23 protein-coding genes and 1 pseudogene are annotated in these 25,064 nt (G+C 40.4%); 20 read left to right on the forward strand and 4 right to left on the reverse strand.

Annotated features, from left to right (window positions below; all coding sequences use genetic code 11):
• Positions 1–948: 948 nt before the first annotated feature.
• From ACZ5AE_RS05655 to ACZ5AE_RS05685, 7 genes and pseudogenes are all read left to right on the forward strand, one after another.
• Positions 949–1,902 carry a nuclease-related domain-containing protein gene (locus tag ACZ5AE_RS05655; RefSeq protein WP_464570279.1) on the forward strand — a complete coding sequence of 318 codons (954 nt, stop codon included), beginning with the start codon at positions 949–951 and terminating at the stop codon, positions 1,900–1,902.
• Positions 1,877–2,674: a delta-lactam-biosynthetic de-N-acetylase gene (gene pdaA, locus ACZ5AE_RS05660; RefSeq protein WP_464570281.1), complete on the forward strand. Its 798-nt coding sequence runs from the start codon at positions 1,877–1,879 to the stop codon at positions 2,672–2,674. The genes ACZ5AE_RS05655 and pdaA overlap by 26 nt, the downstream gene beginning before the upstream one ends.
• 75 nt (positions 2,675–2,749) lie before the next feature.
• Positions 2,750–3,616 carry a DNA-3-methyladenine glycosylase family protein gene (locus ACZ5AE_RS05665; RefSeq protein ID WP_464570283.1) on the forward strand — a complete coding sequence of 289 codons (867 nt, stop codon included), beginning with the start codon at positions 2,750–2,752 and terminating at the stop codon, positions 3,614–3,616.
• A 15-nt stretch (positions 3,617–3,631) separates the two neighbouring features.
• Positions 3,632–5,035 carry a 23S rRNA (uracil(1939)-C(5))-methyltransferase RlmD gene (gene rlmD, locus ACZ5AE_RS05670; protein ID WP_464570285.1) on the forward strand — a complete coding sequence of 468 codons (1,404 nt, stop codon included), beginning with the start codon at positions 3,632–3,634 and terminating at the stop codon, positions 5,033–5,035.
• Between the two features lie 537 nt (positions 5,036–5,572).
• Positions 5,573–5,986 carry an NAD(+)--rifampin ADP-ribosyltransferase gene (gene arr / locus ACZ5AE_RS05675; RefSeq protein WP_464573554.1) on the forward strand — a complete coding sequence of 138 codons (414 nt, stop codon included), beginning with the start codon at positions 5,573–5,575 and terminating at the stop codon, positions 5,984–5,986.
• Between the two features lie 318 nt (positions 5,987–6,304).
• Positions 6,305–7,261: a tRNA dihydrouridine synthase gene (locus ACZ5AE_RS05680; protein WP_464573555.1), complete on the forward strand. Its 957-nt coding sequence runs from the start codon at positions 6,305–6,307 to the stop codon at positions 7,259–7,261.
• Between the two features lie 101 nt (positions 7,262–7,362).
• Positions 7,363–7,519: pseudogene (locus tag ACZ5AE_RS05685) on the forward strand (YdeI/OmpD-associated family protein); the annotation flags it as partial.
• Between the two features lie 45 nt (positions 7,520–7,564).
• Here the strand turns inward: ACZ5AE_RS05685 and ACZ5AE_RS05690 are convergent.
• Positions 7,565–7,825, reverse strand: coding sequence for a hypothetical protein (locus ACZ5AE_RS05690; RefSeq protein WP_464570287.1), 261 nt, complete (start codon positions 7,823–7,825; stop codon positions 7,565–7,567).
• 342 nt (positions 7,826–8,167) lie between these two features.
• Here ACZ5AE_RS05690 and ACZ5AE_RS05695 point away from each other — a divergent pair, with 342 nt between their 5' ends.
• The 11 genes from ACZ5AE_RS05695 (at position 8,168) to ACZ5AE_RS05745 (ending at position 19,581) form a co-directional block, all read left to right on the forward strand.
• Complete coding sequence (locus tag ACZ5AE_RS05695; RefSeq protein WP_464570289.1) at positions 8,168–8,947, forward strand: transporter substrate-binding domain-containing protein; 780 nt, start codon at positions 8,168–8,170, stop codon at positions 8,945–8,947.
• A gap of 61 nt (positions 8,948–9,008) precedes the next feature.
• A complete protein-coding gene (locus tag ACZ5AE_RS05700) occupies positions 9,009–9,653 on the forward strand; it encodes an amino acid ABC transporter permease (protein ID WP_464570291.1) in 645 nt (214 codons plus the stop codon).
• A complete protein-coding gene (locus tag ACZ5AE_RS05705; protein ID WP_464570293.1) occupies positions 9,650–10,378 on the forward strand; it encodes an amino acid ABC transporter ATP-binding protein in 729 nt (242 codons plus the stop codon). Before ACZ5AE_RS05700 ends, ACZ5AE_RS05705 begins: the two co-directional genes overlap by 4 nt.
• Before the next feature lie 263 nt (positions 10,379–10,641).
• Positions 10,642–12,903, forward strand: a complete 2,262-nt coding sequence (locus ACZ5AE_RS05710) for an ATP-binding cassette domain-containing protein (RefSeq protein ID WP_464570295.1) — start codon at positions 10,642–10,644, stop codon at positions 12,901–12,903.
• Between the two features lie 88 nt (positions 12,904–12,991).
• Positions 12,992–13,828 (forward strand): KPN_02809 family neutral zinc metallopeptidase, encoded by an 837-nt coding sequence (gene ypfJ, locus ACZ5AE_RS05715; protein ID WP_464570297.1) that lies wholly within the window; start codon positions 12,992–12,994, stop codon positions 13,826–13,828.
• Positions 13,829–14,032: 204 nt separating this feature from the next.
• Entirely contained in the window at positions 14,033–15,208 is a 1,176-nt protein-coding gene (locus tag ACZ5AE_RS05720) for a sulfite reductase subunit alpha (RefSeq protein WP_464570299.1), read from the forward strand.
• A 268-nt stretch (positions 15,209–15,476) separates the two neighbouring features.
• Positions 15,477–15,848 carry a YkvA family protein gene (locus ACZ5AE_RS05725; RefSeq protein ID WP_464573556.1) on the forward strand — a complete coding sequence of 124 codons (372 nt, stop codon included), beginning with the start codon at positions 15,477–15,479 and terminating at the stop codon, positions 15,846–15,848.
• A 36-nt stretch (positions 15,849–15,884) separates the two neighbouring features.
• A complete protein-coding gene (locus ACZ5AE_RS05730; RefSeq protein WP_464570301.1) occupies positions 15,885–16,538 on the forward strand; it encodes an oxidoreductase in 654 nt (217 codons plus the stop codon).
• 62 nt (positions 16,539–16,600) lie between these two features.
• Complete coding sequence (locus tag ACZ5AE_RS05735; RefSeq protein ID WP_464570303.1) at positions 16,601–17,758, forward strand: DUF4317 domain-containing protein; 1,158 nt, start codon at positions 16,601–16,603, stop codon at positions 17,756–17,758.
• Positions 17,759–17,842: 84 nt separating this feature from the next.
• On the forward strand, positions 17,843–18,613 hold the full coding sequence (locus ACZ5AE_RS05740) for an HpcH/HpaI aldolase family protein (protein ID WP_464570305.1): 771 nt from the start codon (positions 17,843–17,845) through the stop codon (positions 18,611–18,613).
• A 191-nt stretch (positions 18,614–18,804) separates the two neighbouring features.
• The gene (locus ACZ5AE_RS05745; protein WP_464570307.1) at positions 18,805–19,581 is read left to right on the forward strand and encodes a Cof-type HAD-IIB family hydrolase; all 777 of its coding nucleotides are present in this window, start codon (positions 18,805–18,807) and stop codon (positions 19,579–19,581) included.
• A 278-nt stretch (positions 19,582–19,859) separates the two neighbouring features.
• Here the strand turns inward: ACZ5AE_RS05745 and ACZ5AE_RS05750 are convergent, their stop codons facing one another.
• The 3 genes from ACZ5AE_RS05750 to hemG all read right to left on the reverse strand — a co-directional run bounded on the left by ACZ5AE_RS05750 (position 19,860) and on the right by hemG (position 23,480).
• A complete protein-coding gene (locus tag ACZ5AE_RS05750) occupies positions 19,860–20,459 on the reverse strand; it encodes a TetR/AcrR family transcriptional regulator (RefSeq protein ID WP_464570309.1) in 600 nt (199 codons plus the stop codon).
• A gap of 99 nt (positions 20,460–20,558) precedes the next feature.
• Positions 20,559–21,914 carry a purine/pyrimidine permease gene (locus tag ACZ5AE_RS05755; protein WP_464570311.1) on the reverse strand — a complete coding sequence of 452 codons (1,356 nt, stop codon included), beginning with the start codon at positions 21,912–21,914 and terminating at the stop codon, positions 20,559–20,561.
• A 183-nt stretch (positions 21,915–22,097) separates the two neighbouring features.
• Positions 22,098–23,480, reverse strand: coding sequence for a protoporphyrinogen oxidase (gene hemG / locus ACZ5AE_RS05760; RefSeq protein WP_464570313.1), 1,383 nt, complete (start codon positions 23,478–23,480; stop codon positions 22,098–22,100).
• A 214-nt stretch (positions 23,481–23,694) separates the two neighbouring features.
• Between hemG and ACZ5AE_RS05765 the strand changes: the two genes are divergently transcribed.
• Both ACZ5AE_RS05765 and ACZ5AE_RS05770 read left to right on the forward strand, forming a co-directional pair.
• Positions 23,695–24,510 carry a ZIP family metal transporter gene (locus tag ACZ5AE_RS05765; protein WP_464570315.1) on the forward strand — a complete coding sequence of 272 codons (816 nt, stop codon included), beginning with the start codon at positions 23,695–23,697 and terminating at the stop codon, positions 24,508–24,510.
• Between the two features lie 156 nt (positions 24,511–24,666).
• Entirely contained in the window at positions 24,667–25,062 is a 396-nt protein-coding gene (locus ACZ5AE_RS05770; RefSeq protein WP_464570317.1) for a VOC family protein, read from the forward strand.
• The last annotated feature ends 2 nt before the right edge of the window (positions 25,063–25,064 follow it).

Raw genomic sequence — 25,064 nt, forward strand, 5'->3', positions numbered from 1 at the left:
TTCAAATTATGTAGAGAGAATGTACTTGGTTTAGTGGTTTACCTATTTATTCCAGAAAATGTCGTGAGGAGGGGAATTTATGTAGTGAACCCCCGGAATTATGTAGTGAGAGGTTCAAATTATGTAGAGAGAATGTACTTGGTTTAGTGGTTTACCTATTTATACCAGAAAATGTCGTGAGGAGAGGAATTTATGTAGTGAACCCCCGGAATTATGTTGTGAGGGATTTCAAATATGTAGAGAGGATGTACCTTGTTTAGCGGATTCCCTATTTATTCCAAAAAATGTCGTGAGGAGAGGAATTTATGTAGTGAACCCCCGGAATTATGTAGTGAGGGATTCCAAATATGTAGTGAGGATGTACCTGGTTTAGTGGATTCCCTATTTTTCCAAAAAATGTCGTGAGGAGAGGAATTTATGTAGTGAACCCCTGGAATTATGTAGTGAGAGGTTCAAATTATGTAGAGAGAATGTACTTGGTTTAGTGGTTTACCTATTTATTCCAGAAAATGTCGTGAGGAGAGGAATTTATGTAGTGAACCCCCGAAATTATGTAGTGAGAGGTTCAAATTATGTAGAGAGAATGTACTTGGTTTAGTGGTTTACCTATTTATTCCAGAAAATGCCGTGAGGAGAGGAATTTATGTAGTGAACCCCCGGAATTATGTTGTGATTGTTCAAATTATTTAGAGAGAAAAAGAAATCAAAATACAATATTTGTAATTTAAGGATAAAGGCACTGAATAGGTATAATCGGACAAAAAGTGTTCACAAGTATGATGAATCGGTAGTAGGAATATCAAATTTTGTAGAGAAATGTAAGTTTATATAATTTAAGGAGGAATTTTTTTGTTCGACAGAGATATTATGGTCCCAAGAATCCTGCTCCAAACTGAGGCACTTGAAGGGAGAATACCAATTAACCATCCGAAAATACCAGATGTTAAAATGAAGATAAAATCTTTGAAATCTGGATATAACGGGGAAAAAGCAATTAACCACTACCTTAAGCAAATCCCCAATCACAAGTATCATATCTTCCACGACATACGCTTGCCCTATGGTGAAACGCACTTCCAAATTGATGCCGCGCTCCTTTCGAAAAAAATCTTACTTATGCTTGAAGGGAAAAATCATTCAGGAACACTCCATATTGATCCGCTGCAAATGACCCAAACTTATAACGGCACGAGGGAAACATATGAGAACCCCATCACTCAAGCGAATCGACATAAGATTTTATTAAATTCCTTTTTTAGTCAGTATCAAATTCCTTTTATTCCAATGGATTTTTTTGTCCTCATCACTAGACCCTCCACCGAAGTGAATATTAAACCCGGTTATAGAGAAGCTGAGGAAAAGATTCGCAGAGTGGGTGACTTATTAAGGATAATTGAGTTCACCGAGGAAATTTTCAAGAAGGATGTAATAAACAATAATACGATAGAAAACATAATAGAGGTATTATTAAAAAACCATACTCAAAAGGAAACAGATGTATTAAAATTGTTTGGCATATTTAGAAACGAAATTATTCCTGGAGTGCTATGTCCAAGATGTTTACATGTGCCTATGAATTATCATAGAATGAGCTGGATTTGTCCCAAATGCGAGTTTGTTTCTTATGATGCCTTTTTAAAAGCAATTAATGATTATTTTCTTATTATTAGCCCAACTATTACAAACCGAGAATTATGTAGTTTTCTTCAACTACCTTCCTCTAGAATCGCCACTTATATTTTTTCTATATTAAATCTTCCCTATACAGGAGACAGAAACCACCGAATTTATTATGAACCCCAAATACCTTTATATCCCAATTATGTTTTCCCCCCGAGAACAAACACTATAAAAAACAATATTGGGGGAAACTTGGATGAAAAAATTATTGTGCTTACTTAGCATAATGATCCTATTGTTACCGACACTTACATATGCGGCATTGCCTAATAGGCCGATACATTGGGGATTTAAAAAAGCAGTCGATGAAGTGCCGCCGGAGGCAGGGGCAGAATATGACGAAATCCTTGCAAAGTACGGGGCAGTTTACAAGGGCGACCCAAATAAGAAAATCATTTACCTTACCTTTGACAGCGGTTATGAAAATGGTCATCTACCCAAGATATTGAAGGTCCTAAAAAAAGAAAAAGTGCCGGCGGCTTTTTTTGTAACTGGGCATTTCCTGCTATCACAGCCGGAACTCTCTAAACAAATAGTCGATGAAGGGCACATCATCGGGAATCATTCCTGGCACCATCCTGACTTTACACGCGTTAGTGACGAAAGGGTCCGCACAGAACTTCGAAAAGTAAGGGATAAAACTAAGGAGATAACCGGTCAAAAAGAAATGCACTATCTGCGCCCGCCACGCGGTGTATTTAGTGAAAGAACGATGCAAATTGCGAAAGAAGAGGGCTTCACACATATTTTTTGGTCCCTGGCTTTCGTTGACTGGAATGTAAACAGCCAAAAGGGCTGGCATTATTCATACAACAATATGATGAAGCAAGTCCATCCAGGTGCAATCATTCTCTTACATTCCGTTTCAAAAGACAACGCCGACGCTCTTGAAAAATCAATCCAAGACATGAAAAAGAAAGGGTACAATTTCAAAAGCCTTGACCATTTGATGAAGAAACCAAATGAGAAGAAAAAGAAAGCGAAGAAGAAGTAACCGAATTTCATTGGAATTCGGTTTTTTCGTGTTTCATGCTATAATACGGGGAAAATACTAAAGGATGGAGCCCATATGTGGCAAGAAACCATACGTATTGACGGTCCTTATAATTTTGACAGTGTATTGGTGAGGCATGCACCGGATCCTTTGAAGGTGCTCGACTTAGGCAAACGTACAATTCGAATCCCGTTAGTAATCGGGAGCAGCTCGCATATAGTACAGGTAACGGCGACAGGAACAATTAACCAGCCGGCCTTCATCGTTTCAGGAAAAAGTGATATAGACAAAGATGCAATCATCCTTCGCATAGCCGAAATTTTTCAATGGAATGTTTCTTTAGCAAATGTCCATGACCATTTTGAAAAAACAGATTTAAAGGGAATAGTCGATAAGTTCATCGGCACCCCGCTGGTTCTGGATTTCGATTTGTTCGGGTCACTGTTAAAATGCATTCTTCACCAGCAAATTAATATGAAATTTGCCTATACCTTGACCGAGCGATTTGTAAAAACGTTTGGTTATGAGATTGATGGGGTGTGGTTTTTTCCGCAGCCTAAGACAACAGCGAGCTTGACAGTTGAAAAATTACGACCATTGCAAATTAGCGGCAGAAAGGCCGAGTACATGATTGGGATTGCCAATGAAATCGTCGAAAGTGGCCTTGACCTAGATACTTTAAAACAAGATACCGATGAAGAAATTTTCGAACGGCTGATGGAAATCCGTGGCGTCGGCAGGTGGACGGTGGAGAACTTTCTCTTATTCGGACTGGGCCGTCCAACTCTTTTTCCATTGGCTGACATAGGTATACAAAACGCCATCAAGAACCTATATCAGCTCGAAAAAAAGCCGTCCTATGAAGAAATGGAACAATACAAACAAGGCTGGGAGCCTTATTTAAGCTATGCTTCCCTTTACTTATGGAGAAGCATCGAATAATTTGGAGTGAACTTAATGAAAACAACAGAACAACATATCAAAATACAACCAAAACAAACCTTCCCGCTGACCATTAAAAGGCTTGGCATTAACGGCGAGGGTGTCGGATATTTTAAAAAGCAAGTCGTGTTTGTGCCAGGGGCGCTACCAGGCGAGGAAGTGGTCGTAGAGGCAACAACTATCCACCCGAGACATGCTGAAGCCAAGATTAAGAAAATCCGCATCAAATCACCGCACCGTGTGAAACCACTTTGCCCTGTGTATGACCTTTGCGGCGGCTGCCAGCTGCAGCATTTGGACTATAAGCAACAGCTTAAGGAAAAGCGCGATATCGTAATTCAATCGCTAGAGCGCCATACAAAGCTCAATATAGAAAAACTTGATATCCGTAATACGATTGGGATGGAAAACCCATGGGGCTATCGGAACAAAAGCAGTTTCCAGGTTGGAGAAAAACAAGGAAAAGTACTGGCAGGGTTATATGGCCTTAATTCCCATCAATTAATCAACATCGAACAATGCGCTGTTCAGCATTCCCAGACAAACGAAGCCACCGCGAAAGTGAAACAAATATTAGAGAGCTTACAAATACCTGTATATAATGAAAAAACAAGAAAAGGGATCGTCAGGACGATCGTTGCCCGAGTGGGTGTGCAGACAGGCGAACTTCAAGTTGTTCTTATTACTTCACAAAAGGAACTGCCAAAGAAGGAACACCTCCTTCAGGAAATCCAAAAACAGCTTCCTAATGTAAAATCGATTATTCAGAACATTAACGGTGAAAAAACTTCGCTCATTTTTGGAGAAGAAACGGTATCGCTTGCTGGTGAAGATTTTATTCAAGAAACTTTGGGTGACCTTCAATTCGAACTTTCCGCTAGAACATTCTTTCAGCTGAATCCGACTCAAACTGTGAAGCTATATGATGAAGTTAAAAAAGCAGCAGCACTAACGGGGCAAGAAAGGGTTATTGACGCCTATTGTGGTGTTGGCACCATTGGCCTGTGGCTAGCAGACAAAGCATCGGAAGTCCGTGGTATGGATGTGATTCCTGAATCCATAGAGGATGCTAAGAAAAACGCTAAACGCCATGGATTTACTAACACGAAATACGTCCCAGGAAAAGCAGAGGAAGTCCTTCCGAAATGGGTCAAAAAGGGCTGGAAACCAGATGTTATCGTTGTCGACCCGCCAAGAACCGGACTTGATAAGCAGCTAATTCAAACAATTCTCCAAGTTGAAGCCAAGAAACTTATCTATGTATCATGCAATCCATCGACCTTGGCAAAAGACATTCAAACATTAAGTTCCAAATATGATGTGAAATATATACAGCCGGTGGACATGTTCCCGCAGACGGCCCATGTTGAGTGTGTCGTCAAGCTTATTTTAAAATCCTTTAAACATTCCCAGTCTTAGGACTGGGTTTTGGTCTATAAAGGGTTCTTACATTACAGCAGTAATAATTTCGAGCAAGTCTGACAAGTAGGTGAGCATTATATGGTTTTGTATGATATTTCCTTTGAATCAATTATAATAAATTTAAGGAAAAGTAAGATTGAGAAGTTGAATTTCCGGGTGTACTCATAATAACAATCAATCTAATTTGGAGGTAATTTGATGAAGATAAAATTTGATCCAAATAATGTCGTTATTAAACTCTGTATGAGTGGGATGGGTATAGAGGATAGTGGAAATATTGAAGATGCAGTCAAGGTGTTTCATAAAGCATGGCACGAAGCAACAGACGACTATGAAAGATTTATTGCAGCTTATCATTTAGCTCGTCAACAAAAGAGTATTACAGAAAAATTAAAATGGATGGAAACATCTCTACAGTGTGCACTAAAAATAAATGATGATGATGTGAAGAGTGCATACTCAACGTTATATTTAAACATTGCCAAATGTTATGAAGAGTTGGGTGATACTGACAATGCAAAAAGAAATTTTGAATTGTCAAATTCATTTAAGGGTGCACCTTCTGACGCAGGGCCATTTTACCATGGGACAAAGGCAGATTTGAAGGTTGGTGATTTACTAACAGCAGGTGGAAATTCAAATTACAAACCTGGGCTTAAAATGAACCACATTTATTTCACTGCTAATGTCAATGGCGCAGGACTTGCAGCAGCTTTAGCAAAAGGAGAAGGAAGAGAACGAGTTTATATAATAGAACCAACAGGTGAATTTGAAAACGACCCAAATGTTACTGACAAAAAATTTCCTGGTAACTTAACACGTTCTTATCGTTCAGAAGAACCTTTAAGAATTATTGGTGAAGTAACAGAATGGGCGAAATTGACAAATATGGAGCGACGCGAATGGAACGAAAATTTAGCTAAAAACAAGGGCGAAATTATTAACTGAACTGGTTTCCTGTGTATCCAGTCTCAATTGCTGAGTTTCCAATAGTATCCTTTACCTGCACTCCATGTGTTGCCACCTACACACCGCACATGTGGAGTGTGTGGTTAAGCTTATTTTAAATTAGTTAAAACTTGCCCAGTCTCAGGACTGGGATTATTTTTTATTTATGGAAATTCAATCACCGCCTGAAAGGAACATTTGTATTTGATAATAAGTTATAAAGCATGATATAAGTGTAAAAGAAGTGGAACATTGGCTTTAAAATTTTTTTGCAGAGTATGTAAAGTTATATCCATGATGAGAGGATTTGAGTTTGAATTGATTGATAATTTTTGGCGTGATTTACCACGGCCATTTTTTATACTTGCACCAATGGAAGATGTGACAGATGTTGTTTTTCGACATGTAGTAAGTGAAGCAGCTCGACCGGATGTGTTTTTCACGGAGTTTACAAACTCGGATAGCTATTGTCATCCAGAGGGCATGAAAAGTGTGCGTGGCCGTTTGATTTTTACAGAAGATGAACAGCCAATGGTGGCACATATTTGGGGGGATAATCCCGAATATTTCCGCCAAATGAGTATTGGCATGGCAGAGCTAGGATTTAAAGGCATCGATATTAATATGGGCTGCCCTGTACCGAATGTTGCATCGAGAGGCAAAGGCAGCGGCCTTATTCTACGTCCAGATGTTGCAGCGGAACTCATACAAGCAGCGAAAGCAGGCGGACTGCCTGTCAGCGTGAAAACACGACTTGGCTATAAGGAGGTTCAGGAGTGGGAGGAGTGGCTAACACATATTTTAAAACAGGATATTGCGAACCTTTCGATTCATTTACGTACAAGAGAGGAAATGAGCCAGGTAGATGCGCATTGGGAACTAATTCCGGAAATTAAAAAATTACGTGACCGTATCGCACCAAATACGCTGCTAACAATCAATGGCGACATTCCAGACCGTCAAACAGGGCTGAAACTTGCTGAACTATATGGTATTGATGGGGTTATGATTGGGCGAGGTATTTTTAAAAATCCTTTTGCTTTTGAAAAAGAGCCAAAAGAGCATAGCAGTAAAGAATACCTTGATCTTTTAAGACTGCAACTTGATCTGCAAGATCAATATGCGGAAGTACTGCCGCGTTCAATCACAGGGCTTCATCGCTTTTTCAAAATTTATGTCAAAGGATTCCCTGGAGCTGCTGAATTAAGGAATCAATTGATGAATACAAAATCAACAGATGATGTACGTGCATTGCTCGATCACTTTGAGTTATAAAGGGGGTGTGCCTGGTGGCAAATAGTAAAATTGATCCTAAGGTTGATAAATACTTAATTGATGGTTGTATGCGTTGTTCGCTGGGGGCTACTCCCGACTGTAAAATCCCTGCCTTGAAAACTGCTTTCGATGCATTGACGCCTGGGCGGTAAAGAGCATATATTCTACATTTTTCAGCGCCAAAACAATCCAAAACGGGTGTCAAGGATTGAAAAATGTATGAAGAAAATTCTTGATGGAAAAGGATTAAATGATTAGTTTATTCAATGAAAAAAGCCGTTCAAAATGGAACGGCTTTGTCTTTTATTTAATCCGAAATAATTCATATCCATTCCCTTTGGTAATCCACTTTCGTTTATTTTCTATATCGCTTAATGCTTGATGAAGCTTAAATAGCGCTAAGTTTTTAGCTGTTTCATGGGTACTGCCATAACAATCATGAACGGTTATTGTTCCATTCGTTGCAGAGATAATGTATCTATCTTCGTCAAGCCAAATACGATATCTAACTTTTCCGTGCCGATACCAAATCCAATTCCGAATTTTCTTTATCAACCACGGCATTAAATTCACCCCACTTTCTCTTACTTCTTAAATTCAACATTTGTTATGTGCTTCCTATAGAATGATTTGGATATATTGTGACGTTTTCAAAAATGTAAGAATGAGCCAGCCCATAACCTAAAATAGAAGGCGGCTAACTGAATAAACCGATCGGAATTACAAAACTAAATTTGTTCTATGCAAATAATAGAGTCTGAAAATTTTTGAAATAAAAATAATGCAATACTTAAAAATATTCAATTTACCAAAAACTAATAGTTTAATGTGATTTTTAGGTATGGTATATTAATAAAGTGTTAATGGTATTTCTATTAAAAATAATCTAAAAAAGGGGTACATTAAATGAAAAAGATTGGGTTATTTAGTTTATTTTTAATCCTTACCATCTTTATCGCAGCTTGTGGAAGCAAGGAAACATCGACATCCGGAGAGAAAGCGAAAGATGAAAAGGTATATAAGGTTGGCGTAGATACCACTTACCCTCCATTTGAATATAAAGACGGAAATGATTATAAGGGTATTGATATCGATTTGATTAATGCAATCGCGAAAAATCAAGGCATTAAAATTGAGCTTAATCCAATGGATTTTGGTGGAATAATTCCAGCTATGCAAGCTAATCAGCTTGATATAGCCATTGCCGGAATGAGTATTACAGATGAAAGAAAAAAGGTAGTAGATTTTTCAACTCCGTATTTTGATGCAGGTTTAACGGTTGTTGTTAAGAAAGACAATTCAACTATTAAATCAGTTAATGATCTTAAAGGGAAAACTGTTGCTGTTAAAAAAGGAACAACAGGTGCCAAATATGCGGAAGATAATGCCTCAAAACTGGAAATTAAAGTCGTTCAATTCAACGATAGCCCGGCAATGTTCCAGGAAGTTTCTAATGGAAATGCAGATGCGCTTATTGAAGACTATCCTGTAATTTCATATGCTATTGCCCAAAAAGACCTTGGCTTGAAAATCGTTGGTGATCGCTTAAATGGCGACCAATATGGAATTGCTGTTCTGAAAGGACAAAATCAGGATGTATTAAAGAAGATTAATAAGGGCCTTGAAGAACTCAAAAAAGACGGAACATACGATAAAATTGTAGAAACATATCTCGGCAAAAAATAAATATCAAATATAGAGCGCGCTCACAGCGCGCTTTTTCTTCTAGAAAGGGGATGAAAAAAGAGTGGATATTATTACGGCTGCATTACCAATGTTATTTAAAGGACTTCAAGTTACGCTTTATATATTTGTTATTGCTATTATTCTAGGTTTTTTAATTGGTTTATTAATGGCCTTGTTACGGCTTGCTCCTATTAAAATTTTGAATTGGATTTCGAAGGTATATGTCGATGCGATTCGTGGAACACCATTTATTGTCCAGTTATTTTTTATTTATTTTGGTATAAATTCACTGCATTTGGTTTCCCTAAACAATACGACAGCGGGGATTATCACTGTTGCAATCAATGCTGGTGCATATTTTGCAGAGATTATCAGAGCGGGTATTCAATCCATTGATAAGGGGCAAACAGAGGCAGCTAGGTCAATTGGTTTTACCTCTGCACAAACGATGCGGTTCATTATCCTTCCTCAGGCGTTTAGAAGGATGCTTCCAACGATTACTAACCAATCCATTATTAGTTTAAAGGATACTTCGCTTTTATCGGTTATTGGTATTGCTGACTTAACTCAACAGGGCCAAATACAGGCTTCGGCAACCTTTGAAGCCTTTAAAATTTGGCTGACTGTAGGTGTCATTTACTTTATTATCATTTATTTATTAACGCTACTTGCTAACTTTATAGAAAGGAGGATCGAGGTGCGATGAGCATTATTACCGTAAAAAACTTAAGAAAGTCATTTGGGAACTTAGAGGTATTAAAGGATATTAATGCTGAAGTGCAAGAAAAAGAAGTTATCTGTGTAATCGGTCCTTCTGGATCAGGAAAAAGTACATTCCTTCGCTGCTTAAACCGCCTAGAAGAAATCTCAGGCGGAGAAGTAGTGATTAACGGACATAATATCACTGACCCGAAAATTAATATCAATAAAGTCAGACAAGAAGTCGGAATGGTATTCCAGCAATTTAATCTTTTCCCTCATAAAACCGTTTTGGAAAATATCACATTAGGTCCTATTAAAATCCTTTCTAAAGATAAAGCGGGGGCCGAAAAAACAGCCCTTGAGTTACTGAATAAGGTTGGACTTAAAGAAAAGGCTGGCAGCTATCCGGGCGAACTATCTGGAGGGCAGAAGCAGCGGGTTGCCATCGCAAGGGCACTAGCGATGAATCCAAAAATCATGCTCTTTGACGAACCGACTTCTGCACTGGATCCGGAAATGGTAGGGGATGTTTTAGAAGTTATGAAACAGCTTGCCAAAGAGGGTATGACGATGGTGGTCGTGACACATGAAATGGGATTTGCCCGAGAAGTTGGAGACCGTGTCATTTTCATGGATGGCGGGTATATTGTCGAAGAAAATGAACCAAATCAGTTATTCGGCAATCCTCAGCATGATAGAACGAAAGCTTTCTTAAGCAAGGTGTTGTAAAAAAATAGTGAGTAGTGAGCAAATAAAGGGCGAAACCTTAAATGAAAAATTGGGGTTCGCCCTTTTGTGTGATTATTACTTTTGAAGCTTAGTCCTGTATACTCAATGTTAAGAGAATAAAACAAATACCATTTGTCAAAAATGAAAAATTAAAGGCAAAACTATCATTAGATTCTCAGTTTACGAGTTCAATTAATATGCTTTGGAACGCATTAACAGATTCGGATCGATAAAGATCTTAATATGAGTAAAGGAGTTATTGTATGACCCAAGAATATATAGAAATCCGCGGCGCCCGGGAAAACAACCTTAAAGATGTATCTTTACGTATTCCCAAGCGCAAAATCACCATATTTACCGGAGTATCCGGTTCTGGCAAATCGTCAATCGTTTTCGATACCGTCGGCGCTGAATCCCAGCGTCTGCTGAACGAAAACTTCAGTACGTTCGTCCGCACCTTTTTGCCGAGTTTTCCGCAACCGGATGCGGACGCAATAGAAAATCTTAGTATGGCGGTTGTTGTCGACCAGAAACGTTTGGGTGGAGGATCCCATTCTACAATGGGCACAATTACCGATATCTCGCCTCTTCTCCGTCTTCTCTTCTCGCGGGTTGGCCATCCTTTTGTCGGAAGTGCATCGAGTTTCTCGTTTAACGATCCGCAGGGCATGTGTCCAGTTTGCAACGGGATTGGCCGCAGTTTGTCCGTCGACATGAGTAAGGCCTTGGACATGTCAAAATCGTTGAATGAAGGGGCCATTATGCTGACGGGCTATTCGGTGGACAGCATGGAATGGAACATGATCCTGCAGTCAGGGGCATTTGATCCTGACAAGAAACTCCAGAATTATTCGGAGGAGGAGCTGGAACAACTTCTGTACAGCAAGGCAAGGAAAGTGCCAACGCAGTTCGGCGGGAAGACAGTGAATATTACAGTAGAAGGTGTCATCGAGAAGTTCACCAACAAGTACATCAAAAAGGATTTAAAGACGTATTCCGAGCGCACACAACAAACAGTTGCGCCGTACATCTCCGAGGGGATTTGTCCTAGCTGCCACGGAGCGAGACTCAGCCAGGCCGCGCTGGGCTGCAGAATCAATGGGCTCAACATAGCGGAAATGTCCTCTATGGAGGTCGGGCAGCTCATCCGAATCCTTCGGGAGATTGATAATGCTGCAGCGGCTCCGGTAGTCAAGTCACTGACAGAACGTCTGCAGCATCTGGTGGATATCGGACTGGACTACTTGACGCTAGATCGTGAGACGGATACATTGTCCGGCGGTGAGTCGCAGCGCGTCAAGATGGTGAAACACCTGAGCGGCAGTCTGGTGGATGTCACGTACATTTTCGATGAGCCCAGCGTCGGCCTGCACCCGCGTGATGTACACCGGTTAAATGGGCTGCTACAGAAGCTTCGTGACAAGGGCAATACTGTGCTTGTTGTCGAGCATGATCCCGATGTAATTAAGGTGGCAGATCATATCGTCGACGTCGGGCCTCACGCCGGCACACGCGGCGGAACCATCGTGTATGAAGGAAGCTTCCCAGGCCTGCTGGAGTCAGGCACACTGACTGGCACCCATATGAAGCGGCCGCTCCAGCTAAAGCAGAACTCTCGGCAACCATCCGGCAAGCTGTCCATAAAGGATGCTACCCTGCACAACCTGCGGAACGTGAGTGTAGATATTCCAACTGGAGTGTTGACAGTCGTTACGGGTGTCGCCGGTTCAGGCAAGAGTACGCTAATTAACGAAGTATTCCTCAGCAAGCATCCGGATGCAATCGTCATCGACCAATCGCCGATAGGAGTATCAACACGCTCGAATCCCGCGACCTACACAGGCATTATGGATGATGTGCGCAAGGCATTTGCTTCTACGAACAAAGTCAACCAAGGTTTGTTCAGCTTCAATTCCAAGGGGGCTTGCGAAAACTGTCAAGGGTTGGGTGTTGTGTATAAGGACCTTTCATACTTCGACAGCGTAAAGCTGCCATGTGAAGTATGCGAAGGTAGACGGTTCAAGGAAGAGGTACTCGCCTACAAGTTGAACGGCAAATCAATTGCAGATGTGCTGGAGCTGACCGTGGAACAGGCGTTGGACTTTTTTCAGTTAAAAGAAGTTGTGAAGAAGCTTCAGGCGATGAGTGATGTGGGTCTGAATTATCTTACACTTGGCCAGCCGCTCAGCACGCTCTCTGGCGGGGAATGTCAGCGGATCAAGCTTGCAAGCGAGCTGCATAAAAAGGGAAGCGTATACGTGATGGACGAGCCGACGACTGGCCTGCATATGTCAGATATCGGTCACCTGTTAGGAATCATGAACCGCCTCGTGGATGCCGGCAATACGGTGATTGTCATCGAGCACAACCTCGACGTGATCAGCCAAGCGGATTGGATCATTGATATGGGACCGGACGGAGGCAGCAAGGGCGGCCAGGTTGTTGTCGAGGGTACACCATCAAAAATCATCAATTCGGAGCAGTCAATCACGGGAAAATACTTGATGGAACATATTAATAGTTAAACTACCATTACCAGAAATAACTATATTCAACTCTCTTTAATGTGGGTATAACACTAAATATCTACATTTGTTTTAGGGAGGTAAAAAAATGAAGTGGAAAGGAAGACGGCAAAGCGCGAACGTTGAAGACCGAAGAGGAATGGGCGTGGGGGGCAAAACCATCATTGGCGGCGGTGTTGGCGGCCTCATTATTGTTCTCCTGTTTACACTTTTAGGAGGCAACCCAGGGGATTTAATCAACAACAATTCATTGAATAATAATCCCGATACAAATGCTCCTTATGAAGAATCTGCTCATGAGAAGGAACAAAAGGAATTTGTGTCGGTCGTTCTTGCTGATACAGAGGATGTATGGACCGCAGAATTCAAGAAGAAGGGGCTGGAATACGAAAATCCAAAGCTTGTTTTGTATAGGGACAATGTTCAGTCAGCTTGTGGTTTGACTAGTTCTGCTGTGGGACCGTTTTATTGTCCTGGTGATCACAAATTATATATTGACTTAAGTTTTTATGAGGAACTGAAACAAAAATTCCAGGCACCTGGTGACTTTGCGATGGCGTATGTAATCGCCCACGAGGTGGGGCACCATGTTCAGACTCTGTTACATTTAGGAGACCAAGCTTCAGATGCCCAGAAGCGAACCAATGAATACTCAGTCCGGTTTGAATTGCAGGCAGATTATTTGGCGGGCGTTTGGGCCCACTTCGCCCAAGGCAAGGGCTACCTTGAAAAGGGGGACCTTGAAGAGGCGCTCAATGCTGCAAAAGCCGTCGGAGATGATAATATCCAAAGAAAATCACAGGGGTACGTGGTTCCTGATTCGTTTACACATGGTACCTCCGAGCAAAGAAAGCGCTGGTTCAAAAAGGGCTTTGAGAAGGGTACCATTGAAGGTGGAGATACGTTTAAAGCTGGAAGCCTTTAAAGTCATCAAAGGATAATATCATATCACAAAAAGGAGATAGCCAGCTCATTTGTTGGTTATCTCCTTTTTATATCATTAAGCCCTGCCAAAGAAAAAGTTTTTTCAATAATTTTAAAATTATTTACCAGTGTGTGTTAAATGACACATCTGATATGATAGTGATATGTTATCTTAGATATATATTACTTTTGGAGGTAATGGGAAATGCAACTTATTTTAGAAAATACTAAAAATACCAAAAGTGACAACCAGCCATTTTCAAGGACGAATCCTTTTCAGGCGAAGGTTCTAAAAAATATTAATTTAAATGGATCAGGCTCTAGTAAAGAAACAAGGCATATTGAGTTATCATTAAAAGGTTCAGGACTTTCTTACAATCCAGGTGATGCACTTGGCATTGTTCCTGCAAATGACCCGGAACTTGTGGCTGCTCTTCTTGAGGAAATGGCCTGGGACGAGGAAGCGAAAGTAACGGTTGGCAAGCAGGGTGAAACACTGTCACTTAAGGAAGCGCTGACAAACTACTTTGAAATTACACTGCTGTCGAAGAAGATTTTACAACAGGCAGCAGCATTTACAGAAAACGAAGATCTGCAAAAGCTTATTTTGGTTGAAAATGCTGCTCAGTTAAAGGAATATTGCTATGGGCGAGATCTGCTTGATATGATACGTGATTTTGGCCCATGGAAGGCCTCTGCACAAGATATCGTTTCTATATTAAGAAAAATGACGCCGCGCCTCTATTCTATTGCAAGCAGCATTGCTGCTAATCCGGAAGAAGTTCATCTAACTATTGGTGCTGTTCGCTACACATCACATGGACGTGAGCGAAAAGGGGTTTGCTCTGTTTTATGTGCAGAACGTGTTCAAGAGGGAGACACTTTGCCGGTCTTTGTTCAGGCAAATAAACACTTCCATTTGCCAGAGTCCGGTGATACAGATATTATTATGGTTGGTCCGGGGACAGGCATTGCACCGTTCCGTTCTTTCATTCAAGAAAGAGCTGTTAATAAAGAAACTGGCCGCACATGGTTATTCTTTGGGGATCAGCATGCCGCATCAGATTTCCTATACCAAGAAGAGTTGGAAACCTATCAAAAAGATGGCGTTCTGACTAAGCTTGATACTGCCTTCTCCCGTGATTCAGACCAAAAAGTTTATGTACAGCATAAAATGCTTGAACATGGCAAAGAATTATTTGAATGGTTGGAAAAAGGCGCTTACTTCTTCGTTTGTGGAGATAAGGAACATATGGCGAAAGACGTCAACGATGCGCTGATTACTGTGATAGAAAAAGAAGGTGCGTTGGACCGTGAGGCAGCCGAGGCATATCTGAAGGAGATGCAGAAGCAAGGACGTTACCTGCGCGATGTTTATTAAAATAAAAAGAGGTTAAATACTCTTTGAAAGGAACCTTTCGTTCGGTTGGACGAGGTTCCTTTTTTAGCTAATAGGAAATTATAAATTTTCACAAATTTATAATTTCCTAACGCATAAATTCAACTACGCCTCTGTCTTCGTCCTATCGGACTCGCCAATCGGCGAGTTTTCATTTACTTAATGATAATAAATTGAGGTAAAATAATGATATGAACAAATGAAAGGATTGTGGAAAGTGGCAAACAACGAAGAAGATATCAAAAAGCACATGGAAGCTTCAGGTCAAAATTATTCCGATGATAAGTTCTGGGATAAATTAAAGAAATTTGCCAAAAAGGCGGGTTCATCCGTTGTATATGCAGTCTTGCTCTTATATTATACACTTCAAAAGCCGGAAGTACCGGCTAAAGCAAAAACCATCATTATAGGCGCTTTGGGGTATTTCATCCTGCCATTAGATTTAATTCCTGATGTGGCGGTTGGTGTCGGGTACACGGATGACTTGGGAGCGTTAGGAGTTGCGCTTTTACAAGTTGCTATATACATTGATGAAGATATAAAAAATAAAGCAAAAGAAAAACTTAAAGATTGGTTTGGCGATCACGTCGACACATCAGATATTGACAAAAAGCTTGTTTAAAGGATTTTTCAGCGGGGAATTGGGAGGAATAATAAGATGAACCGAAAAGCAGTTGTTACTGGAGCGACCGGCTTGGTAGGAAAGGAGCTTGTAAAGCTATTACTAAACAATCCGGCATACACAGATGTAACGCTCATTGTCCGGCGGCCAACAGGGATTGCCAACCCAAAGCTGCAGGAAAAGATTGTCGATTTCGACCGATTGGAGCAATCCGATGTTGATTTGGCGGGAGCCGATGTGTTTTGCGCTCTTGGAACAACGATTAAAAAGGCAGGAAGTCAAAAGGCTTTCCGCCTGGTCGACTATGAATATCCGCTGGCACTTGGCAGAATGGCAAAAGCCCAGGGTGCGAAGCAGTTCCTCCTTATAACATCAATGGGAGCAAATCCAGCGTCCCGGACATTTTACATTCGCGTAAAGGGAGAGGTTGAGGAGGGATTGCGTGGACTTGGCCTTTCCGCACTACACATTTTCCGGCCATCGCTTTTACTTGGTAACCGGGAGGAGTTTCGATTCGGAGAACGGATTTCTGCAGTCCTTTCAAGTATACTGTCACCGCTTTTCTTAGGAACACTGAAAAAGTACAAGCCTGTACATGCGGAAACGGTAGCAGGTGCAATGCTCCGTATTGCGCAAAAAGGCGCTCTAGGAATCCACGTCTACGAATCAAACCAAATTGTACAAGCATAGCTGGCTTAGTGGTTTCCGAATATTTTTTTAGACAGTATAATCAGGGATGGGAGATGAGACAAATGAATAAAAAAGACATCGCAAATATCCGCAAGGAATTTAAATTGGACAATTATCGGATGAACATTCGTGAAATCTTCAATGTTTACGTTCAAAAAGAATCAGGTGAGATTTATCACCAAGTCAGCCAGCCATTTCAAATGTTAGAACAGGAAACACAGGAATTGTTTTTGAAAAACTTTAAAAAAGTATTAACTGGCCATCTTGATGCCAAATTGTTTGAGCTGAAGTTTAGACGTGATGTGGAAGACAGCACACAATCATTCCTCTACGAAGGATTGCAGGCAGATTCGGAAGACTGGCAGGAATACATGCTGGAAATTGTCACAAAAATGTTTGCGCGTGGGGCTTATGAATTTGATACAGTTGTAACATTTATTCGCGCAGAATACCGAAAACAGACGAAGAAGCGGAATCAGGAGTCCGAAGAAGGCGGGGATGATGAGGTTTATTCCAGCGGACTTATCCTTTGCAGCCTTAATAAAACCGATCAACCGAAAAAGGCATTAATGTTTGATTATATCGAGAAAGAATTCAAATCCTATAACTTTGTGGATCCTATAATTAATTTAGACTCTCCATTGTCGGGTTTTCTTTTCCCTGCTTTTAATGACAATGCAGCAGATGTGAACCATATTCTTTACTGTGCTGGGAAAGCAAATCAACCTGATTTTACATTTATTGAAGAGGTTCTAAATTGTGATGACATCATTACGGCTCAAGAAGATAAGGACAGTTTTGATCAGGTCTTAAAAGAAGTAATAGGAGACGAAGTAGATTCTGCGGTTATTTCAAATGTTTACGAGGAAATCGATAAGGTAGTACAAGAGAATATTGAAAACGAGGAAAGTGAAATCCCTACATTAGACTATCGGGACATCGAACGGATCTTAACAGTTAGCGGTGTTGAAAATATCGATACGGCCAAAGTGGAACATGCTTTCAAAAGTGTCGTAGCGGACGAAAAACATGAATTCAAAGCGAGCAGTTTAGTGCCAAAAACTATAAAGATCAGCACTAAGGTTGCTGAGGTAACCATCAACCCGAAAGACTTGAAAAATGTCAAATATATTACCTTCGAAGGAAAACGATGCCTACTTCTCGAAGTTGATGAGGAGGTCGTCGTGGAAGGATTTCGATTGGAATCGACGACACTCTAGTTGGATTGAATAGATTATACACAATAAAAAACTGCTGAGAGAAGAATCTCAGCAGTTTTTGAAATATGTATGGGAGGGGTAATCATGAAAAACAAAATAAAAGAAAAAATGCTGAAAGGTGAAAAAACGTTGGGCACTTTTCATGTAATGGGAAGTGCTGCTGCTGTTGAGTGTTTAGGATATGCAGGACTTGATTATGTAGTCGTCGATTCGGAACACGGACCATTCGATGTGGAAAGTGTCCAAACGTATATACGTGCAGCTAAATTGGCCGGCATTACTCCACTTGTTTGGGTTAAAGACGGACAAAGAAACTCTATTCTAAAGATGCTGGATGTAGGTGCAATGGGGTTAATCATTCCCAACGTACAATCTGTTAAAGATGTAAAAGACATCATAAAATACGGAAAATACTTTCCAGTCGGTGAACGCGGCATTGCTCCAACCAGCGGCAGCTCATTCTGGTATACCGATTATGCAACACAAGGATTGGGCCATTATTTCGAAGTCAGCAATAACGAAACCCTAGTCATCCCACAATGTGAAACTCTTGGCTGCTTGGAAAGTATTGATGAGATCGTAGGACTTAATGGTGTTGACGGGATCTTTGTGGGGCCATTTGATCTGTCAACAGCTTTGGGTAAGCCAGGACAATTTGGAGCTGCCGAGGTAAAAGAGGCTATTCAAAAAATCCTTGATGCCTGCAAAAAAGCCGGTAAATTTGCCTTTATCTTTGCTGGATCAGAACCGGATATTCAGAAAGATTTTGAATTGGGATTCGATTCCGTTGCCTATAGTATGGATGCAATCGTCTTAACAGAAGCCTTTAAGAAAATTATCGCAAACACAAAATAGAAAAAATAAATATGGATGAAGATGAAGTTTACAAAGGGGCATTAGCCCTTTTTCTTTTCATTTGACATGAAACGGGTTTCATAATTTAGACTTATAAATGATTAGAAAGCAAACGGTTGTGAATACAAATATTTGGGAATGTTACAAAGCAACGGGCTTTTTAATATTTTACTTTGAAAGTGGGACAGAATGTGAAACAAAGCGTGATATTTTTTGATATAGACGGAACGTTGCTTGACTCAAAAAAAGAGCTTCCTGCGGCGACCAAAGAGGCCGTTTTTAAATTAAAGGAACTGGGACATGTTGTCGCAATTGCCACTGGACGTGCCCCTTTTATGTTTGAAGATTTGCGGGAAGAATTGGATATAAATACATTTGTAAGCTACAACGGTCAATATGTTGTGTTAAACGGTGAAGTTTTATATACCAATCCACTGAATACGACTTCGTTGGAAAAACTAACCGAAACCGCACTTCTAAACAATCATCCCGTTGTCTTCATGGACCATGAGGATATGAAAGCCAATGTTCCTGACCATGCCTATATTAATGAAAGCATCGGAACATTAAAAATCGATCGTACGCCTATGCACGACCCGAACTATTACAAAGGGCGAGATTTGTATCAAACACTCCTGTTTTGTACGGAAGGTGAAGAAAAACAATACGAACGGGATTTCCATGACTTTGATTTTATAAGATGGCATCCCCTCGCTGTTGATGTTCTACCAAAGGGCGGGTCAAAAGCAAAAGGAATTGAAAGGATCGCTGAAAAACTAGGAATCCCTCCAGAACGGCAATATGCCTTTGGCGATGCACTGAATGATATGGAAATGCTCACAACCGTTGAAAATAGTGTAGCAATGGGGAATGCAGAAGAAAAGGTGAAAAAAGCAGCAAAATATGTAACCAAATCAGTTGATGACAATGGAATTTCCCACGGCCTGAAAATGGTCGGATTACTATAAAGAACGGAAATCTAAAGAAAAGAAATTATTTCTAAACTGACGATTAAAATTGTTTCTTTTATTATTTCGCTAATAGGAAAGTATAAATTCAACTGCGCTTCTGTCTTCGCCCTAACGGACTCGCCAATCGGCGAGTTTTTTCATAATAATGTATTCTCCTGTTTAAAGAGTATGTTAGTGAAAAAAAGCACTGCAAACGGAATCTAAGTAAGATAACAGTTTGCAGTGCGTATATATACTCTATTAAAGATTCATTAATTTTGATCTAAAATCCATCATTAAGGTGCACCAATCCCCTTCATTACCTGATTTACTAATGTGTCAATAAAGTTTGTATCTATCTTTTTCTTGTAAATAAGGATATGAAAATAAATCGGACCGTATAACATATCTGACACAACATCTAAATTAATCTCCGTTTGAATTTCACCTTGAGCAATTGCACGCTCAAGAATTAATATTGCATCTTCACGTCGAGGTTTAAGATAATATGTGTAGAAGGCATTCGCAATCTCCGAATCCTCTTCACTTTCTGCCACAAGGGCTGCCACCGTTCTTCCTAGGGTGCTATTTAACACATTTGCAAGAGTGTAAAGCTGTTGACGGAAATTTTCACGAATCGAAGTGTTTTCATGGAAAACCAGACGCGATTCAGTCGACATAAGAAAGGCATCAATTACAAGAATAGCTTTGTTTGCCCACCAACGATAGATTGTAGCTTTTCCGACACCCGCACGTGCAGCAATGGCTTCAATGGTCAAGGTTGAATACCCAGATTCCTCCACTAAACTAATGGTTGAATTAAGAATTGCAGTTCTGGAAGCTTCACTTCTTGGTCTTCCTACTGAAGGTTGTTTAGATTGTTTCTTTTCTGACATTTTCATTCCTCACTTAAATCGGTGTAGGTGTAATGATGATACTTATATAAACATGATTTTAGTCAATAAAAGGGCAGATAGCCAAGAAAAATAAACAGGTTACCCTGCAATATTAATGATTTTCTTTTTAGTTTTCATATTGACTTTCTTTGGACGCCAAATTTGTTCAAATAAAAGAGCTACTAACATTCCGACCATTACCCCATTGCTAAATACATATTGCAAGACTGTTGGCAGGGCAGAAAAGACAGCTTGCGGTAAGAACATAACCCCTGTTCCTAGTGAAAGAGCAGTACTTAGTATGGTCAACCGTCTTTGGTCAAGAGGTTCTTTCAAAATGGAACTGATGCCAATCCCCGCCATAGAAGTAAACGAAGCAAGCATAGCGGAATAAGCAATCGGACCTGGCAGCATAGCAAGCAGTGAAAATACCTTAGGAAAAAAGGAAATGACAGCAAGAGCTATACTAGCGATAAATAACGGAAGCAAACGGCTTTGACCAGTCATCCGTACAAACCCTGCTGCCACAGAAAATGGCACAACTCCGACTGTCGAGAAGACAGAGGATAACATAGTACCTATTCCACTAATAATCCCGGCTCTTTTAAGTGAACCCCCTTCTTGGATGGCCTTGTCATGTGTACTTTCATTAGATTTTTCACCGAATACTTGTTTCATGGCTGCAACACTGGCAATAATGCTGGAAATTAATACGAATGCCACCATGATCGAAGAAACAAACATTCCCGCATCTAGCTTTGGCATTCCCCATGCAAACAATTCAGGTAAAGAAATAATGGAAGATGTTTTAGGTTTCGGCTGTGAATCAAAAAATACAATAAAAGTGATTGAACCAATAACCATACCAATTAGTACCGCATAACTTTTTAACCAGCCCTTTCCCCAAACAGAAAGAGAAAGTACGAGAATAAAGATTGCAAAAGAAAGAAAGACAACTCCTGGATGAATCTTTGTTGACTTATCACTGACCCCAATCATCCCTTTAAGGAACATTCCACTTAACTGAAAGCCGAGAATGGTCAAGTAAACTCCATTAACAAGTGGTGTAAACAGTTTTAGTAATTTGTTCATCCATCCTGTTAAACCAACGATAATAAGAAAAACCCCCGTTAAAAGCATGGCACCTTCCAATAATTGAAGAGATCCGCCAGCATTGTCTACCCCTTGTACGACAGCCATTTGTCCCATTAACGTGAATACCCCAAGCCATATGCCAGCAGGGCCGTCAGGTATTGGTAAACGATGTCCTAACCAGCCAGATAATAAAGATGATACTCCAACGACTAAAAAGGTTCTCTGCATCAATCCGGTAATCTCTACAGGAGAGAGTTGAAAGACCTGGCCGACGATAATAGGAATCGTAAGTGAATTAGCAATTAAAAAAATAAACCATTGAAGAGAACCGATACTTGTATCTAATTTTGTATTTTTCATATTCCATCCCTTTCCGCTTATATAGATTTCAAATACGAAACGATACGTTTCGTATTATATTATATAGTACTTAATAATTTTTTCAACTCTTCTGGCTCAAAATAAACATTTTAATTCTCTTTATGTGATAACACTAAGGTAATAGAAGAGGATAGCTGCGCAAATGCAGCTATCCTCTGAATACTAGAACAATTGAATAATCTTTTTCGCTGATTCAATACCGTTATCAATGCAGTCGGGGATTCCCACACCATAATAGGAACAACCGGCAAGGACAATACCTGGATAGGCTGCTGCCATTTTGCTTTCAAGTGCTTCAACACTCTTAGGGTGGGTAATTAAATAATTCGGCATTTGTTCGGTCCATTTGGTAATTTCACTTGCAGAAGGGTTGGCGGTAATGCCAAGGGATTTGTGAATATCACTAAGTGCAACCTTGAGAAGTTCTTCTTGATCCATTTCCTTTAATGAAACGAAAGAAGGATGACTACTTTTATAAAACAATCTAACAAGCAGGTTTCCGGATTTAGATGTATGCTCCCATTTCCGACTCGTCCAAGTACAGGCGTTGCAGAACAACTCATCGGTATTTGCGGCGATAAACCCTGTTCCATCGGCAGGAAGGACACTGTCAGGCACGTCAAAGCCAACATACACACTAATTAATGAACTGTTTTTCAACCCAGCAAAATCTATTGACAGGTTCGGGTCATTGATTAAGAATTCAGCAGCTGTATGCGGAATACTAAGTATAACGTAATCTGCTTCAATGATTTCTTGATTATTTAAAACCACTTGATAAATGCTGCTTTCTTTTTCAATTTTAGTGACTTTGGTATTTATTAATATTTCTGCATCATTAAGCTTTTCCTCAAACGCGTCAATTAGCGAGCTTAAGCCATTTCGAAAAGAAAGAAACTTCCTTTCCCCACCTTTAAATTTCTGCTTATTGGCTTCTAAGCCTTTGATGATACTACCGTATTGTTCCTTATAATCAATTAAATAAGGAAGGGTGGAGGCGATAGTTAAGTCACTAAGCTTACCGGAATAGACACCGGATAAGACAGGGGCAATCTGTTTTTCAACCAATTCCCTTCCAAGAAAGTGCTCCAGAAATGAACCGATGGAATCATTCTTGGTAAACGTTTCATTTCTTGTATAAAAATCCCTCAGTGCTGCCACTTTTCCTTCTGTAGAAACGAGTGTGCTTTTCGCCAGCGATTCAATACTTGCAGGAATGCCGAAAACAGCGTCCTCCGGTATCGGCTTTAATTCTCCATCAACGTATATAAAAGAATGACCTGTTGCGTTGTAAACAACTTCCTTTTCTAATTCTAGCTCATCGATTAGAGGCATAGTCTCCATTTTCCTAGAGACAATGGAATCCGCCCCCGCTTCCATCACGAATCCATTTTGTTTGACGGTTCGGATTTTGCCTCCAAGCTGCTGGGACGCTTCAGCCAGTACCAGTCTTAGGTCTGATCCGTTTGTCTTCTTCCATTTTTGCAATTCATACATGGCTGATAGCCCTGTAATACCGCCGCCAATCACTACGACTGTTTTCACTTCTGCCACCTCTTAAATATTTTAAACTTCGTCACTTTTTTAAGTTTACCATACCTCTGCAAAAAACAATTATAGGCTCAATGCGTTTTTTGTGGGATGGCCACGGTTTAAAAAGCGCTCAGACTTTTCCGGATATTATCACCTGAATTTCAACAATCTAGAAATAATGATTGGTGAAGTTCCACTATTTCGTTTTATAAAGGGGTTCATTATAATGGTAGAGTTTTTTCAAGAATTTAATCCTATAACTCAAGCATTAATAGCTACTCTATTTACTTGGGGGATGACGGCAATTGGGGCTGCTATAGTTTTTGCCACGAAGGCAATCAACCAGAGATTAATGGATAGTATGTTAGGATTTGCGGGTGGTGTCATGATTGCGGCCAGCTATTGGTCATTGCTTGCTCCGGCCATCGAAATGTCTGGAAATAATCCTATAGGAACTTGGTTTCCGGCAGCTTTTGGATTTTTAATAGGAGGCATCTTTTTGTGGGGTATCGATAAAATTTTGCCCCATCTTCATCCGAATGCGCCGATTGGTAAAGCGGAAGGATATCATCCGAAAGGAAGAAAAAGGAGTACATTGTTGGTGCTCGCCATCACATTACATAATATCCCAGAGGGGCTGGCAGTCGGGATTGCATTTGGTGCACTTGCAAATGGGGGAACCGAAGCATCCTTAGCCGGAGCTTTGACACTAGCCCTTGGAATCGGTATTCAAAACTTTCCTGAAGGGGTTGCGGTTTCCATGCCATTGAGAAGAGAAGGAATGTCTCGTAGAAAGAGTTTCTTATATGGGCAATTTTCGGGCATGGTCGAACCGATTGCTGCTCTCATTGGTGCATTTGCTGTCGCATTTATTGAAACGTTATTACCCTATGCATTGAGTTTTGCGGCTGGAGCCATGATCTTTGTAGTAACCGAAGAAGTCATTCCGGGTTCTCAAGAAAATGGCAATAAAGATTTGGCTTCAATGAGTTTAATGGTTGGATTCGTATTGATGATGATACTTGATGTTGCATTAGGTTAAAACTTTTACAACCTTATCGGCATCATATATCTGAAGCATGGAACATGAACGATGATTGAATATTTTTCCAAAAAATTCACGATAATAGAGAGGGAATTGCTAGAGGACAATCGAATAGATTTAAAGTAAATTTTTTAGAAAATTAGGAGGTTTATCATGGGGAGATTAGTACATTTTGAAATTCATGTGAATGAAATGGAACGGGCAAAGAAGTTTTATGGAGAGGTATTCGGATGGACATTCCAAGATTGGAGTGACTATGCTGGAATGCCTTACTTTGGAGCAGTGACAGGGAATGAAGACGAACCTGGAATTAATGGTGCCTTGATGCAGCGTCAAAGTGCACCGCCAGAAACAAACCAAGCTTTAAATGCTTTTGCTTGTACAATGGGAGTGGAAAATTACGACGTAACCGAAGCTAAAATTCTTGAGCATGGCGGCAAGGTTGCAATGCCAAAATATGCACTGCCTGGGATGGCCTGGCAAGGATACTACCAGGATACCGAAGGGAATATTTTTGGGATTCATCAGCCCGATGCGAATGCAAAATAGGT

It is taken from the genome of Neobacillus sp. S1227 (assembly GCF_055385255.1).